This is a genomic window from Streptomyces sp. NPDC085937 (assembly GCF_044540535.1).
Taxonomy (GTDB): Bacteria; Actinomycetota; Actinomycetes; order Streptomycetales; family Streptomycetaceae; genus Streptomyces.
Genome location: NZ_JBITSH010000002.1, coordinates 1 through 13,801 on the forward strand (window position 1 = coordinate 1; position 13,801 = coordinate 13,801).

Sequence of the window (13,801 nt, forward strand, 5' to 3'; positions counted from 1 at the left end):
AGCTGGCCCAGCTTGGCCCTGCTGTACTGGGCGGTGAGCTTGGCCTGCGAGAAGGCCAGGATGAAGTGCCGCCTGCCCCACAGCTGACGGACATATGCGCCGAGAGGCGGGCGGGCACCGCTGACCGTGAGGCCGTGGCGGGCGGCGAGGGCCGCGAGGTCTTCCTCGCCCGGTGCCGGGCTCGCCTGCGCGGCGGGCGGTGTGTGGAGGGCCTGACTCACATCCGCTGCTTTCGCTAGAAGGGGGGTGTGGTGGGCAACGGGTCCGACGTCGGAACGGAACCGTATCGTCGTGTCGTGAGCGTAGGTCGAATACGCGTCGGAACGCAACCGTTTCGTCGATACGGGGGCGGCCTATGCTGGACCGCATGACGAACGCAGACGAGCCCGAGCCCCGTCCGCGCCGCCGGGCCCCCGCCGGGGCCGCCGTCCTGCGCGAGGACGTCACGGAGGCCATCCGTGCGGCCGTCTTCGAGGAGCTCGCCGCCGTCGGCTACGCCCGGATGTCGATCGAGGGCATCGCGCGCCGCGCGGGCGTCGGCAAGACCGCCGTGTACCGCCGCTGGCGCTCCAAGCTGCACGTGGTCCTCGACCTGGTGTCCGCGCTCGCCGTGCAGGGCCTGCCGGTGCCGGACACCGGCTCCCTGGAGGACGACCTGCGCCTGCTGTACGAGGTCACCTCCCGGGCCCTGCGCCACCCCGTCGCCTCGCAGATCCTCCCCGACCTCCAGGCCGAGGCCGCCCGCAACCCCGACATCGCCGAGGCCGTGCAGAAGGCTCTGCGCGAGGGTCAGGACGGGGTGGCCAAGGGCATCGTCACCGCGGCGCAGGACCGGGGAGAGATGCGCGCGGACGCCGACCACGGCCTGGCCCTCGACCTGGTCTCCGGGCCGCTCTACTGGCGCTCGGTGGTCATCCGTAACCCGAAGCTGCCCAAGGGCTACCTGCCCGCCCTGGCCCGCGCCACGGCCCAGGCCCTCAAGGCCCTCTGACCCGGGCCCGGGTCCTCGTGGCCCTCTGCCCCCGCCCGCCGTACGGGCCACTGACACGGACTTCTGATCCGCCGGTCCTGGCCTGGTCTCCACGCCCCAGGACCCGGTCCGGGTTTCGGGCCCGCCGACACGGCCCGGATTTCCGGTCCGCCGGACCCGGACCCCTGCTAGGCCCGTCGGCCCTCGGTCCTCACCCCGTGCCCGGTAGCAGGCGGCGCAGGCGGCCGCGCAGGACTTGGGTGGTGGCCTGGGCGCCGGCCGTCACCCGCAGGGACAGTGCGCCCGCGTGCGTGGCGTAGGGGCGGATCAGGACCACCCCGTACCGGCGGCTCGGCACGGCGCCGGGGCGCAGCAGGCCGGGGCCGGTGAGCGCGTGGGCCGAGACGGTCCGGACCGCGCCGTTGCGGAAGCGCAGCCGCAGTCGCAGGTCCCAGGCGCCGGTGGCCAGGGCGGCCAGCCGGTCGAAGGGGACGGGGACGAGGGCGGTCCACAGGGTGTCGGAGGACGGCCGCAGCGGCAGGGTGCGGCGCAGCGCCGTGCCGGGCCGGTCCCGGTGGCGCCATTCGACCTCCACCTCCACCGGACCGGCCCGCGCCACCGCGCCGTACAGCTCGTGCAGGCGCAGCCGCAGCAGGCGGGTGCGCGGGCGCAGCTCCGCGTCGACGGCGAGCGGGAGCAGCCGGGTGGGGCGGGCGGGGAGGGACTCCAGGCTGACCCCGGGCAGGTCCGCCGACCAGCACGGTGTGCCGTCCCGCGCGCGGGCGTACGGCGGGCACAGCCGGGCCGGGCGGGCGGCGAGCTCCCGCAGCCGGGGCAGGTCGCGCGGGGCGGGCGAGGCCAGCAGCACCCGGGCGATCAGCGTGCCGGGGGAGACCGGGTCGCGGGCCAGGTCGGCGGCGTCGTACCCGGCGAGGTGGTCGCGGGTGTGCGCCCACCACTCCCGCCGGTAGGCCTCGTCCCGCAGCGGCAGCTCGCGCGCGTACATCCGCAGGTCGTGGTCGAGGAACTTGGCCCGGGCGGCGCGCGCCAGCCGCTTCTCCCCGGCGTCGAGCAGGATCGCGTGGGCCGTCCGGCAGGCGTGCGTGCGGGCGCGCCAGTTGGCGGCGTCCGCCCGGTCCAGCGAGATCGACAGCCGGGGTGCGGACCGGCGCACGTGCCAGACGTACACCCGGTCGGGGACCAGGGCGACGCGCGGTCCGGCGGCCCACACCCGGGCGGTGAACACGAAGTCCTCGTAGGGGAAGCGGCCGTCCGGGAACCGGATGCCGTTCTCGCGCAGGAAGGCCGTGGCGTACAGCTTGTCGACGCTCAGGGTGTCGCGGACCAGGCGGGGGCGGTCGGCGGGGTGGGCGAGGACGGCGGGGGAGGCGTACAGGGCGGGCTCCCACGGCACCTCGCGACCCGAGGGCAGCTCGCGGCGCACGCACAGACCGCCCGTGACCTGCGCGTCCGCCCGCGTCGCGGCGGCGAGCAGCGCCTCCACCGCGCCGGGCGGCAGGACGTCGTCGCTGTCCAGGAACATCACGTACGGCGTGCGCACCGCGTCCAGGCCGGTGTTGCGCGGGGTGCCGCAGCCGCCGCTGTTGACGGGCAGCCGGATCACCCGCAGCCGGGGCTCGCCGGCGGCCAGCCGCTCCAGCAGGCCCGCGCTGCCGTCCGTGGAGCAGTCGTCCACGGCGACGACCTCGCGCACGGCGGGTCCCTGGCCGAGCGCGGACCGCACCGCGTCGGCCACGTGGGCGGAGTCGTCGTGGCCTATGACGACGACGGAGACGGCGCCGGCCGGTGCGGGGTCGGGGTGCATGGCTTCCTCGGGGCGTGCTGCGGGGAGGTCCCGTACAACGTCACCCGCGCCGCGCCGGTCCGCACCCCGTGGGCGTCCCCGCGGGCGTCAGGCCCCTTCGGCGGCGGCCTTGTCCAGCGCGGCGGTCAGCTGCGCGAGGGTGGTGCTCAGGGAACGCATCTCCTCGGCCCGCAGTCCGGTGGCGGCGGAGATCCGGCGCGGCACCTCCACGGCCCGCCGGCGCAGCGCGACACCCTCGTCGGTGAGCCGGACCTCGACCGACCGCTCGTCGCGCGCGCTGCGCTCCCGGTGCACGAGACCGGCCGTCTCCAGCCGCTTGAGCAGCGGGGACAGCGTGCCGGAGTCCAGGCGAAGGCGTTCGCCGAGCGCCTTCACGGGCAGGGTGCCGTGCTCCCACAGCACCAGCATGACCAGGTACTGCGGATAGGTGATGCCGAGGTCCTTGAGCACCACCCGGTAGACGCCGTTGAAGGCGCGCGCGGCGGCGTTGAGGCTGAAACAGATCTGCTGGTCGAGGCGGAGCCAGTCGTCCGTGACGGCCGGCGCGTCCGTCGCGGCCGGGGGGCTGGGTGTGGCTGTCATGCGTCCAGGGTAACGCCGGGCGAGCCATTTGGTTGTGCCCAACTGAATTGTGTGCTCTACTTGAGTCCACGGAGGCCGGGTCCCCAGGGGAACCGGCCGGTCACCCGCCGAAAGGAAAGGTGTCCCCATGGACGCGCTCTACACCGCAGTCGCCACCGCCACCCACGGTCGCGAGGGCCGCGCCGTCACCTCCGACGGCAAGCTGGACCTCGGGCTGAGCGCCCCCGCGGAGCTGGGCGGCGACGGCAAGGGCACCAACCCCGAGCAGCTGTTCGCCGCCGGGTACGCGGCCTGCTTCGGCAGCGCCCTGGGCGCCGTCGGCCGCGCCGCGAAGGTGGACGTCAGCGAGGCCGCGGTGACCGCCGAGGTCGGCATCGGCAAGCAGGGCGAGGGCTTCGCGCTCGCCGTGACGCTCCGCGTCGAGCTGCCCGACGGCCTCGACGAGGAGACCGGCCGCAAGCTGGTCGAGCAGGCCCACCAGGTCTGCCCCTACTCCAACGCCACCCGCGGCAACATCCCGGTCGAGCTCGTCATCGAGTAGTCCCCCCGCCCGCTCCCGACCCGCGCCAGCACCTCGCCGGTCCGCCGGCTCCAGGCCACCACCACCGCCTCCTCGGGCACCCGCTGCCGGGGCGTCAGCAGCAGCCAGCGCACCCGGTACCGGCGGACCACCGTGTCCCGCACGGCGCGGGTCGAGGCGGGGGCCAGGTAGGCCCGCACGTCGGCCACCCGCCGCAGCCGCTCCCGTTCGTCCAGCGAGGCGTCCGGCCAGGCGGGTGCGGCGAGGTTCGGCCCGTACCCGGCGATCGCGTGGACGGCGTAGTAGCCGTCGGTGATCACCACCTCGCCCGGGGCGATGTGCCGCGCGGCCCAGTCGTACGGGGGCCAGTCCGGAGGCTGCCGGAAGCCGGCCGACGGCGGCAGCAGCGCCCCGGCGTGCACGGTCAGGAGCCCCGCGAGAGCCCCCGCCGCCGCGGCCCCGCCCAGCAGCCGGCGCCACACCGGCCACGGGCGGGGCGCCGCCAGCTCCACCGCCAGCGCGAACTGCAGGGGCACCAGGGTCAGCCCGAGGGCCCGGCCGTAGGTGTAGTGGCCGCTCACCCAGCCGTACGCCACCACCAGGCAGTCCAGCGCGAACATCAGCACCAGAGGGTCGCGCCGTGAACGCCGGGCCCGCAGCCACAGGGCCGGCAGGCCGAGCAGCGCCAGCCCGAACTGGCCCGCCAGGTCCAGGTACAGCCGCCGGTGCATCGCGTCCACGCTGGTGTCCCCGGCCAGCGCGAAAACGTCGAAGTACGGCCAGCACACCGCCACCAGCAGCGCCACAGCGCCCGTCAGCGCCCAGCGCCCGGCCAGCGCCGGCGACCAGCGCCGCTGCCACCCGGCGACCAGGGCCAGCGCCCCCAGCGCCGCCGCGACCGCCGTGATCGGGTGCACCAGCAGGATCAGCCCGTACAGCAGCCCGAGGCCCGCGTAGCCGGACAACGGGCGCAGCCCGCCCGGCCCCACGTACCGCACGGTGCCCGCGTCCCGGGCCCGCGCGCCCGTCAGCGCCCAGGCCCAGAAGGCCAGCCCGATCGCGAACGCCGACGGGTAGGGCAGGTTGCCCGTCATCGACATCAGGTTCAGGTAGCCGCTCCACCAGGCCCGCTCCACCCCCCACAGCAGGGTCATCGCGGCCAGTGCCAGCACCGGCGCCCAGGGGCGCGGGGTGAGCACGCGCACGAAGCGGCCCAGCCCGGTGAGCAGCACCAGCAGGTTCAGCGGCCCGGTGAGCCGCAGCACCTCCCAGCCGCCCAGCCCGGTCAGCCGGGCCAGCACGCCCTGCGCCACCGCGTACGGCGAGTAGTACGGGCTGCCCCGGCCGGGCAGGTCCGCCATCGGGTGCCGGGGCCGCAGCAGATCGTCCTTCAGGCGCTCCACCACCGCCGCGTGCTGACCGGCGTCGCAGCACAGCGGCACCCGCCAGAACGCCAGGGACATCACCAGGAAGAACAGGAAGCCGGCGCACTGGTACGGCGTGGGGCGCCAGGACCCGCCGCCGCGCAGCGCCGTGGCGCCGTCCACCGTGCGGCGCCGGACGAGGACGCCGGCGCTCACCGGACGAGAGGGGAAAGGGGCATTCGAGGCATTTGCCCAATGTTCCCGGCTCGCGCGCGGGATTGACCCTCCCTCACCTCTTCGAGTGACCCCCGGTCAGCCCACGGGTTCCACGGCCGCACCCCGCGCGGGCACCACCGCCCGCCGCAGCACCGGCTCCAGCAGCAGCGGCACTCCCAGCACCGGCAGCAGCCAGGCCAGGGTGATCAGCCGGTCGCCCCAGATGTTGATGTCCGGATGCCCCGCCTGGTTGAGCAGACCCGTGCAGGCCGCCCCGGCCAGGAAGACGCCGAACGCCGGCCGCCGCAGCGCGCCCAGCGCGCCCGCCGCCAGCGCCGCCACGAACAGCGGCTCCCACATCTGCCGCCGCGCCCATTCCATCCAGAAGTTCCCCTGGAGCTGGAAGAACTCCGCCCACGGCCGCTCCCGGTCGGGGCGGGCGAAGTGGTCGGTGAGCAGGTCCTGCACGCTCTCCGACGTCGACGGGTAGTCCAGCAGCCGGGACACCAGCAGCGTGCCGAGCATCCCCGCGCACCCCACCGCGGCGAGCGCCACGGGGCCGCGCCCCGACGGCAGGCCCCGCCACCGGCGCCGTACGGCGACCGCCGCGCCCGCGGCCGCCAGGCACAGCCCGAGGAACAGCGCCTGGGAGTGCTTCACGGTGAACAGCGCCAGCAGCGCGCCGGCCACCAGCGACAGCCCCGCCCGCGGCCGGGTCCCGCCCAGCACCAGGGCGCAGCCCCACAGCGCGGCCAGGGTGAGGGCCAGCAGCAGCCCCTCGGTCATCGGGCGCATCGCCGTCGTCCCGCACGGCAGGACGAGGAACAGCGCCTGTCCGGTGAGCGCTAGCGGCACCGGGACCGCGAGGGCGCGCAGCACCAGGTACGCGAGCACCCCGCCCGCGCAGGTGATCACCACGCCCGCGGCCCACACCCCCCAGGTCACCCCGAGCAGGGTGACGAACGGCAGCAGGAACACCGGGTAGCCGGGCCGCACCTCGAAGATCCGCATGAACCGCTCCGGCATGAACGGCACCGTGTGCCCCGCGGTGTCCCCGGCCGCCAGGCGCGCCTGCACCTGCCGCCACTCCTGCTCCCGGCACTCCTGAAGGACCCGGGGCGCGGGGTCCGGGGCGTGGAAGCGCACCACGTCCACGTTCTGCGCGCGGTGGGCCATCGCCGCCCGGCCCGCGCAGTAGTGGTCGATGGTGGCCTCCGCCGCCTCCCGCTTGTCCGCGCCGCCCAGACTCAGCGCGTACGACACGTAGTTCTTGCTGTCGGGGGTGTCGCGGCCCTCCACGTTGGCCAGTTGCAGCAGTGCGAACAGCGCCGCCAGCAGCAGCACCCAGGTGCGCGGCCTCACGACGGCGTCAGCAGGTCGCGGCCGCCGGCCTGGGCGGGCAGCAGGCCAGGACCGGCCGGCGGGTCGGGCATCGGCTCGCCCAGCATCAGCGTGCGCACCACCCGCTCGGCGGCCCCGCCGTCGTCGAACTCGCAGAACCGCTCCCGGAACGCCGCCCGCAGCCGCGCCGACTCCGCGTCCGCCCAGGTCCCGGACGCGAACAGCCACGCCAGCTCCCGGTAGGAACGCGTCACATGGCCGGGCGCCTCGGCCGTGACGTCGACGTACGCGCCCCGGCTCGCGCGGAAGGCGTCCCAGTCGTCGGCGTGGATCACGATCGGCCGGTCGAGCAGGGCGTAGTCGACCATCACGGCCGAGTAGTCGGTGACCAGGACGTCGGCCGCGAGCAGCACGTCCTGCACCTCCGGCTCGTCCGTGGCGTCCACCAGCACGCCCCGCCGGTGCAGGTCCGCGAGACCCAGCCCGCGGGCCGGCCCGTCGGCGAGCGAGGGGTGCAGCCGGACCACGAGGGTGCGGCCCTCGCCCAGGTCGGCGGCGAAGCGGGCCAGGTCGATCCGCTCCACCAGGCCGTCCCTGCGGTAGTCCCGGCGGGTCGGCGCGTACAGCACCACCGTGTGGCCGTCGGGGACGCCCAGCCGTTCCCGCGTCGCGCGGGCCCGCTCCTCGTCCCCCCGCACCAGCACGTCGTTGCGCGGGGACCCCGACCGCAGCGACGTGAAGTGGCAGGGGAAGGCCCCCTCCCACACCCGCTCGGAGTGGCGGTTGGCGACCAGGCTGTAGTCCCAGCGGTCGGCCCGGCGCAGCATCCGCGGCACGTCGAAGTGCAGCCGGGCGCCGGGCTTGCCCAGCAGATCGGCGCCCATGTACTTGAGCGGGGTGCCCTGGTGGGTGTGGACGTGCACGCTTCCCGGGCGTTTGGCGAGCGTATAGGGCCAGTTGACGTTGTTGACGAAGTAGGTGGCCCGCTCCGTCACCCGACGGTAGCCGGGCGAGTCGAGCAGCACGTACGGGGTGTCCGGCGGCAGGGCCGCGGCCCGCTCCTCGTCCGCGACCACCCACACGCCCCGGACGTGCGGGGCGAGTTCGCGCGCCGCCCGGTAGACGGCCGCCGGGTCGCCGTACATCCCGCGGTGCGAGAACGCGGAGTACACGGCGAGGTCCGGATCCAGCGGACGGCGCAGCAGCGACCGGGCGCGCACGGCGCGCACCGCCGTCGCCACCCGCGCCTGCCCGGCCCGGCGGGCCAGGTCCCGGCCGGCCCGTTGGGCGCGCCGCCGCAGCACGTAGCCGGCGTAACCGCCCTCCAGCGCCCGCAGTTCGGCGGGGATCCGGACGCCGGGCGGCCGGTGCGTGTGGAACATCTCGGCGGTGCGGCGGAAGAACTCCGCCCGGTCCGACGGCGGCAGCCGGTCCGGCTTGGACAGGATGTCGAGGCAGTGCTCGCCCATCTTGGCGTGCAGGAACGGCCGCCAGTGCGCCAGCGCCGGGCGGGCGTCGACGAAGCGGAACACCCGCGCGTACTGCTCGTGCACGTCGAAGTGCTTACGGCTGGTGGTGGACAGGATGTTCCCCTGGCGGCGCTGCCGGTAGTACAGGCAGATCCGGTCCAGGGTGGCGATGCGCTCCGCGCTGAGCAGCACCGGGAAGGTCCAGGGCGTGTCCTCGTAGTAGCCGGGCGGGAAGGAGAAGCCCTCCCGCTCCACGAAGTCACGGCGGTAGACCTTGTTCCACACCACCATCAGCAGTTCGAGGATCCCGGGCCGCTCGGCCGCCGTGAAGGTGCTCCCGGCGGCCTCGGTCAGCACATGGGACAGGACGTTGCGGCGGGTGCCGCCCCACCAGTAGGTGCGGGCGTAGTCGAAGACCAGCACGTCCGGGTCGCCGGTCTCGTCGAGCCGGTCCGCAAGGGCGCGCAGCGAGCCCGGGGTGAGGGTGTCGTCGCTGTCCAGGAAGAACAGGTAGTCGCCCGTGGCGTGCGGCATCGCCGCGTTGCGGGCCCGGCCGAGGCCCACGTTCTCCGGCAGGTGCAGCACCTGGAGGCGTTCGTCGCGGGCCGCGTACGCGTCGAGGATCTCCCCGCAGCCGTCCGGGGAGCGGTCGTCGACGGCGATCACCTCGATGTCGCGGTACGACTGCCCGAGCACCGAGTCGAGACAGGCGTGCAGATACGCCTGCACCTTGTACACGGGGACGATGACGCTGAAGCGGGGCACGTCAGCTCCTCACCAGGGTGGCGGCCGCGGGGGCGGGGACGCGCTCCGCGAGCGGGATCACGGGCGGCAGGGCCTCGGGCGGCTCACCGAGCAGCACCCGGCGCACGACCCGCTCGGCGGCCCGCCCGTCGTCGAAGGGGCAGAAGCGCTCCCGGAACGCCGCCCGCAGCGCCGCCGACTCCGCGTCCGCGTACGTGCCGTCGCGGAACACCCGGGCCAGCTCCTCCGGCGTCCGGGTGACCGGGCCCGGCGGAGCGGCCGTCAGGTCGAAGCAGACGCCCCGCGTCTCCCGGTACACGTCCCAGTCGTCGGCGTGGACGACGATCGGGCGGTCCAGGTTGGCGTAGTCGAACATGATCGACGAGTAGTCGGTGATCAGGGCGTCCGCGGCGAGGCACACGTCCTCCGAGGAACGGTGGCCGGACACATCGATGACGCGGCTGACCCGGCCGGACCGGCCGCCGGTCCCGGGCCCGCCCCGGTCGTAGAAGTAGTGCGCGCGCAGCAGCACCACCACGTCCTCGCCGGCCGCCTCGCAGAACGCCTCCAGGTCGAGGCCGGACTCGAAACCGGTGTGGTGGTCGCGGTGGGTGGGCGCGTACAGCACGGCTCGCGCGCCCTCCGGGACGCCCAGCTCGGCGCGGATCCGGGCCACGTCGTCGGCGCCGGCCGTCACGTACACGTCGTTGCGCGGGTAGCCGTACTCCAGGTGCTCGTACGAGCCGGGGAAGGCGCGCTCCCACACGCGGGTGGAGTGCGGGTTGGAGGAGAGGTTGTAGTCCCAGCGGTCCACCCGGCCGAGCAGCTTGGTGAAGCTGCCGGTGGCGGCCGCCACCACCGGGTACGTCGACTGGTCCACGCCCATGGTCTTCAGCGGGGTGCCGTGCTGCGTCTGCAGGTGCACGCTCCCGGGGCGTTTGACCACGCCCTCCGCGAAGTTGGCGTTGTTGACCAGGTACGTGGCGCGGGCCAGGAGCTCCCAGGCGCGGTGGCTGCCGAGGACCGCGTACTCCACGCCCTCGGGCACGGTGTGCGCCTGGTCGGCCTCCACCAGGAACACGCCGCGCAGGTGCGGGGCGAGTTCCCGCGCCTTGGCGTGGATCGCGGCCGGGTTGCAGGCGTAACCCCGGCCCCAGTACGCGCAGTAGACGGCGAGGTCCGGGTCGAGGGGGCGGCGCAGGTGCAGGTTGTAGTGCAGCCGGGTGCGCAGGCCGCGGGGGCGGGGCAGCGCCGCGGCCGCCCGGGCGGCCGCGCGCCGGGTGTCGCGCAGCGCGGCGAACGCCTCGTAGGACCCGGCCGCCAGCAGCCGGTGCTGCACGCCCAGACTGCCGCCGGGCGGCCGGTAGCCCGCGGGGCGGTGGCGGCGGTAGAGGGCGCTCGCGCGGTGGAAGAACGCCCGCCGTCCCGCGGGCAGCCGCCGGGGATGCGCGGCGGTCTTCAGCACGGCGGCGAAGAGCTGCTCGAACAGCGGCGCCGACCGCTCGGCCGGCAGGGCCAGCGCGGCGGCCACGTTCAGCACCCGCTCGGCCTGGTCCAGCAGGTCGGCGTGGTGCGGCCCCGGCAGCCGCAGCCGGTCGCCCTGGCGGCGCGCCCGGTGCCGCACCAGCACCCGGCGCAGCACCGCGAGGCGCTTCGCGTGCAGCATCGCCCGCCCGCCCCAGCCGACGTCGGTGAAGTACCCGGGCGGGAAGGACAGTTCGTGTTCGGTGACGAAGGCCCGGCGCCAGGCCGTGCTCCAGGCGGGCAGCCGCACCCCGGTGAGGTGCGGGGCGCGGGACGGGGCGAAGGCGCCGTCCGGGGCGCCGGCCAGCAGGGGCGCCGCCGGAAAGGCCGGCTCCCCCTCCCACCAGGGCACCCGCTCGTACGCGAAGGGCAGCACGTCCACCGGGCCGGTGTCCGCCAGCAGGGCGTCCAGGGCCGCCAGGGCGCCCGGCAGCAGCAGGTCGTCACCGTCGAGGAACAGCAGATACGTCCCGGTCGCCGCCCGCACGCCCGCGTTGCGCGCCCCCGCCAGCCCCTCGGACGGCGGCGCGTGCACGGGCGCCACCCGGGAGTCGCGCTCCGCGTGCCCGGCGGCGACGTCGGCCGCCGGGGACCCGGCCGTGTCGCAGACCGGGATCAGCTCGAAGTCTCCGAACGACTGGGCGAGGACCGAGTCCAGCGCCTGGCCCAGCCGGCCTGCGACCCCGTGGGTCGGGACGATGATGCTGAAGCGGGGCATTCTGCTCTTTCCGTTGACGGGGGCGTGACGGCGGCCGCTCAGCGGGCGGGCCGCCGCCCGGGCCGCCCCGTCGGCCGCCGGGCGGGCGGCCGGGCCGGGGCGGGCCGCGACGAGCCGGGGGGCATGGGTACTCCCAGTGGGGCAACGACGGTCGGCGGGGTCGGTGACGGTCAGAAGACGGCCGGCTGCGGCGGCAGCGACACCGCGGCGGCCTCCAGCGCGGCCGCGGCCGACGGCACCGGGCGCCGCCGCTCCGGCGGGACGGGGGGTGCCGTCTCCGTCTCCCCGCACAGCACCCGGCGTACGACCCGCTCGGCTGCGCGCCCGTCGTCGTGCGGGCAGAAACGGTCCCGGAACGCCGCCCGCTGCCCCGTCGAACGGGCCCCGCACCAGCGGCCGCCGGCGAAGATCTCGATCAGCTCGTCCTCACTGCCGGCCACCGGGCCCGGCGGGAACGTCCACGGATCGACGTAGAGGCCGCGGGCCGCCGCGTACGCCTCGCGGTCCCCGGCGTGCAGCACGATCGGCCGGTCCAGGCCCGCGTAGTCGCACATCAGCGGGGAAAAGTCGGTGACCAGGGCGTCCGAGGCCAGGCACAGCGTCGTCACGTCGGGGTGCGCGGAGACGTCCACCACCCGGTCGGAGGCGGCCTCCAGCGGCCCGTCGTGCGGCCGGACCGCGCGGGACAGGATCACGAAGCGCGGACCGAGCCGCCGGGCCACCCGCTCCAGGTCGAGCAGCGGGAACGGGGTGCGGCGGTAGTCGCGGGGAGCGGGCGCGTACAGGACCGCCACCGTGCCCGCGGGCACGCCCAGGCACTCCCGCAGCACGGCCACGTCCGCCGAGGTCGCCGTGTGGAACCGGTCGGTGCGCGGCCTGCCGTACTCCAGGGTGGTGTAGCGACCCGGGTACACCCGCTCCCAGGTCAGCGTGGAGTGCCGGTCGCCGGAGACCACGTGGTCCCACTGGTCGACGCCCCTGAGCAGCCGGGCGAAGTCCGTGTCCCGGGCCGCCGCCGGGCGCTCCTGGAGGTCGATGCCCGCGTGCGCCAGCGGGGTGCCGGGCGGCGTGTGCACCAGGACCTGCCCCCGGCGCTTGACCAGCCCGGGCACCACCTCGCGGTCGGTCACCAGGCAGGCGCTGCGGGCGAGCGCGGTGAGATGCGCCGCCGTGCCCGGCACGATCCGGCGGGTGGCGGTGGGCAGGGTGTGGTGGAGCGCGGGGCGGGTGACCCAGGCGGTGCGGACATGCGGCGCGTGGTCGCGCACCGCGGACTCCAGGGCGGCCGGGTCACCGCCGTAGGGGCCGTCCTCGCGGACCGTGAACAGCACCCGCCCGGTGTCCAGCGGCAGCAGCCGCTGGACGCGGTAGTGCGTCCGCAGCAGGGCGGCGCGCAGGGCGCGCAGCGACCGGCGGGACAGCCGGCGCGCCCGGCGGCCGAGGGCCGCGGCCAGCCGCAGGGCGCGGTAGGTGCGGTGCAGGCCGAAGCGGACCAGCGCGTGCCGCACCCGGGCCCGCGCGGGGACGGACGCGCCGGGCGTCCGGTGGCGCCGGTACTGGTCGCGGGCCCGCCGCAGGAAGGCGGCGCGTGAGCCGCGGGGCAGCCGGTCCGGGCGCGTGTACACCGTCAGCAGGTGGTCGACCATGCGGCGGAACAGCACCGGCCGCCAGCGCTCCAGGGCGGGGTGCTCGTCGAGGTACGCGAAGACCCGGTCGTACTGGTCGAAGACCTCGAAGTGGCGCTCGCTGGTGGTGTGCAGGATGCCGCCGGTCCGCCGCTGCCGGTAGTGGACGCACACCCGGTCGAGGGTGGCGACCGTCTCCGCCGTCATCAGCACCGGGTAGGTCCACGGGGTGTCCTCGTAGTAGCCCGGCGGGAAGACCAACCCGGCGCGCTCGACGAACTCCCGCCGGTAGGCCTTGTTCCAGGCCACCGCCAGCACGTTCAGCAGCCCCGGCCGGTCGGCGAGCGTGAACGGCGCCGGGCCGTGCTCGGTGAGCTCGGCGGCGACCTGGTTGCGCACGGTCTCGCCCGTCCAGTAGGTGCGGGCGTAGTCGTAGACCAGGACGTCCGGGTCGCCGGTCTCCTTCAGCCGGTCGGCGACGGCCAGCAGCGCGTCCGGGGTGAGGGTGTCGTCACCGTCCAGGAACACCAGGTAGTCCCCGGTGGCGCGGGCCGCCCCCGCGTTCCGGGCCGGGCCCAGGCCGGTGTTGGCCGGCAGGTGCACCGGGCGCACCCGTGGGTCGCGGGCCGCGAACTCGTCGATCACCGCTCCGCAGGCATCCGGCGAGCAGTCGTCCACGGCGATCAGTTCGAGATCCGGGTACGACTGGGTCAGCACCGACTCCAGGCACTCGCGCAGATACGCCTGAACCTGGTACGCGGGGACAATGACACTGAACCTGGGCAAGGGGCATCCAACGGTCGGTGCGGGCGTTCTGCCCGGCAACGCCCGTTGGCCCGGCTTGGTTACGCCGCCTGCGGCATCCGGGGGAATCCGGTAGCACGAAGGGGCGGACCTTTGCCG

9 protein-coding genes and 1 pseudogene are annotated in these 13,801 nt (G+C 75.4%); 2 read left to right on the plus strand and 8 right to left on the minus strand.

Going from position 1 to position 13,801, the window contains the following annotated elements:
• Positions 1-221 (minus strand): annotated as a pseudogene (locus tag ACIF8S_RS03540) (ABC transporter permease); the annotation flags it as partial.
• 134 nt (positions 222-355) lie between these two features.
• Between ACIF8S_RS03540 and ACIF8S_RS03545 the strand changes: the two are divergent.
• Positions 356-991, plus strand: coding sequence for a TetR/AcrR family transcriptional regulator (locus ACIF8S_RS03545; RefSeq protein ID WP_399997077.1), 636 nt, complete (start codon positions 356-358; stop codon positions 989-991).
• 190 nt (positions 992-1,181) lie between these two features.
• On the opposite strand, the gene ACIF8S_RS03550 is transcribed toward ACIF8S_RS03545, so the two are convergent.
• Both ACIF8S_RS03550 and ACIF8S_RS03555 read right to left on the minus strand, forming a co-directional pair.
• A complete protein-coding gene (locus ACIF8S_RS03550; RefSeq protein WP_399997079.1) occupies positions 1,182-2,795 on the minus strand; it encodes a glycosyltransferase family 2 protein in 1,614 nt (537 codons plus the stop codon).
• 87 nt (positions 2,796-2,882) lie between these two features.
• The gene (locus tag ACIF8S_RS03555; protein WP_024885317.1) at positions 2,883-3,377 is read right to left on the minus strand and encodes a MarR family transcriptional regulator; all 495 of its coding nucleotides are present in this window, start codon (positions 3,375-3,377) and stop codon (positions 2,883-2,885) included.
• Positions 3,378-3,504: 127 nt separating this feature from the next.
• Between ACIF8S_RS03555 and ACIF8S_RS03560 the strand changes: the two genes are divergently transcribed.
• Positions 3,505-3,918, plus strand: coding sequence for an organic hydroperoxide resistance protein (locus ACIF8S_RS03560; protein ID WP_024885318.1), 414 nt, complete (start codon positions 3,505-3,507; stop codon positions 3,916-3,918).
• Here the strand turns inward: ACIF8S_RS03560 and ACIF8S_RS03565 are convergent.
• From ACIF8S_RS03565 to ACIF8S_RS03585, 5 genes are all read right to left on the minus strand, one after another.
• Positions 3,867-5,477 carry a hypothetical protein gene (locus tag ACIF8S_RS03565; protein WP_399997080.1) on the minus strand — a complete coding sequence of 537 codons (1,611 nt, stop codon included), beginning with the start codon at positions 5,475-5,477 and terminating at the stop codon, positions 3,867-3,869. The genes ACIF8S_RS03560 and ACIF8S_RS03565 overlap by 52 nt on opposite strands.
• 96 nt (positions 5,478-5,573) lie before the next feature.
• Positions 5,574-6,839 carry a hypothetical protein gene (locus ACIF8S_RS03570; protein ID WP_399997081.1) on the minus strand — a complete coding sequence of 422 codons (1,266 nt, stop codon included), beginning with the start codon at positions 6,837-6,839 and terminating at the stop codon, positions 5,574-5,576.
• Positions 6,836-9,052: a CDP-glycerol glycerophosphotransferase family protein gene (locus ACIF8S_RS03575; RefSeq protein ID WP_399997082.1), complete on the minus strand. Its 2,217-nt coding sequence runs from the start codon at positions 9,050-9,052 to the stop codon at positions 6,836-6,838. Before ACIF8S_RS03575 ends, ACIF8S_RS03570 begins: the two co-directional genes overlap by 4 nt.
• A gap of 1 nt (position 9,053) precedes the next feature.
• Complete coding sequence (locus ACIF8S_RS03580) at positions 9,054-11,273, minus strand: CDP-glycerol glycerophosphotransferase family protein (protein WP_399997083.1); 2,220 nt, start codon at positions 11,271-11,273, stop codon at positions 9,054-9,056.
• Positions 11,274-11,443: 170 nt separating this feature from the next.
• On the minus strand, positions 11,444-13,684 hold the full coding sequence (locus ACIF8S_RS03585; RefSeq protein WP_399997085.1) for a CDP-glycerol glycerophosphotransferase family protein: 2,241 nt from the start codon (positions 13,682-13,684) through the stop codon (positions 11,444-11,446).
• Between the last annotated feature and the right edge of the window lie 117 nt (positions 13,685-13,801).

Bases quoted from the DNA above. Each gene is read 5' to 3' on its own strand.
- ACIF8S_RS03550 (WP_399997079.1), bottom strand. From the start codon at position 2,795: ATGCACCCCGACCCCGCACCGGCCGGCGCCGTCTCCGTCGTCGTCATA.
- ACIF8S_RS03555 (WP_024885317.1), bottom strand. From the start codon at position 3,377: ATGACAGCCACACCCAGCCCCCCGGCCGCGACGGACGCGCCGGCCGTC.
- ACIF8S_RS03580 (WP_399997083.1), bottom strand. From the start codon at position 11,273: ATGCCCCGCTTCAGCATCATCGTCCCGACCCACGGGGTCGCAGGCCGG.
- ACIF8S_RS03545 (WP_399997077.1), top strand. From the start codon at position 356: ATGCTGGACCGCATGACGAACGCAGACGAGCCCGAGCCCCGTCCGCGC.
- ACIF8S_RS03560 (WP_024885318.1), top strand. From the start codon at position 3,505: ATGGACGCGCTCTACACCGCAGTCGCCACCGCCACCCACGGTCGCGAG.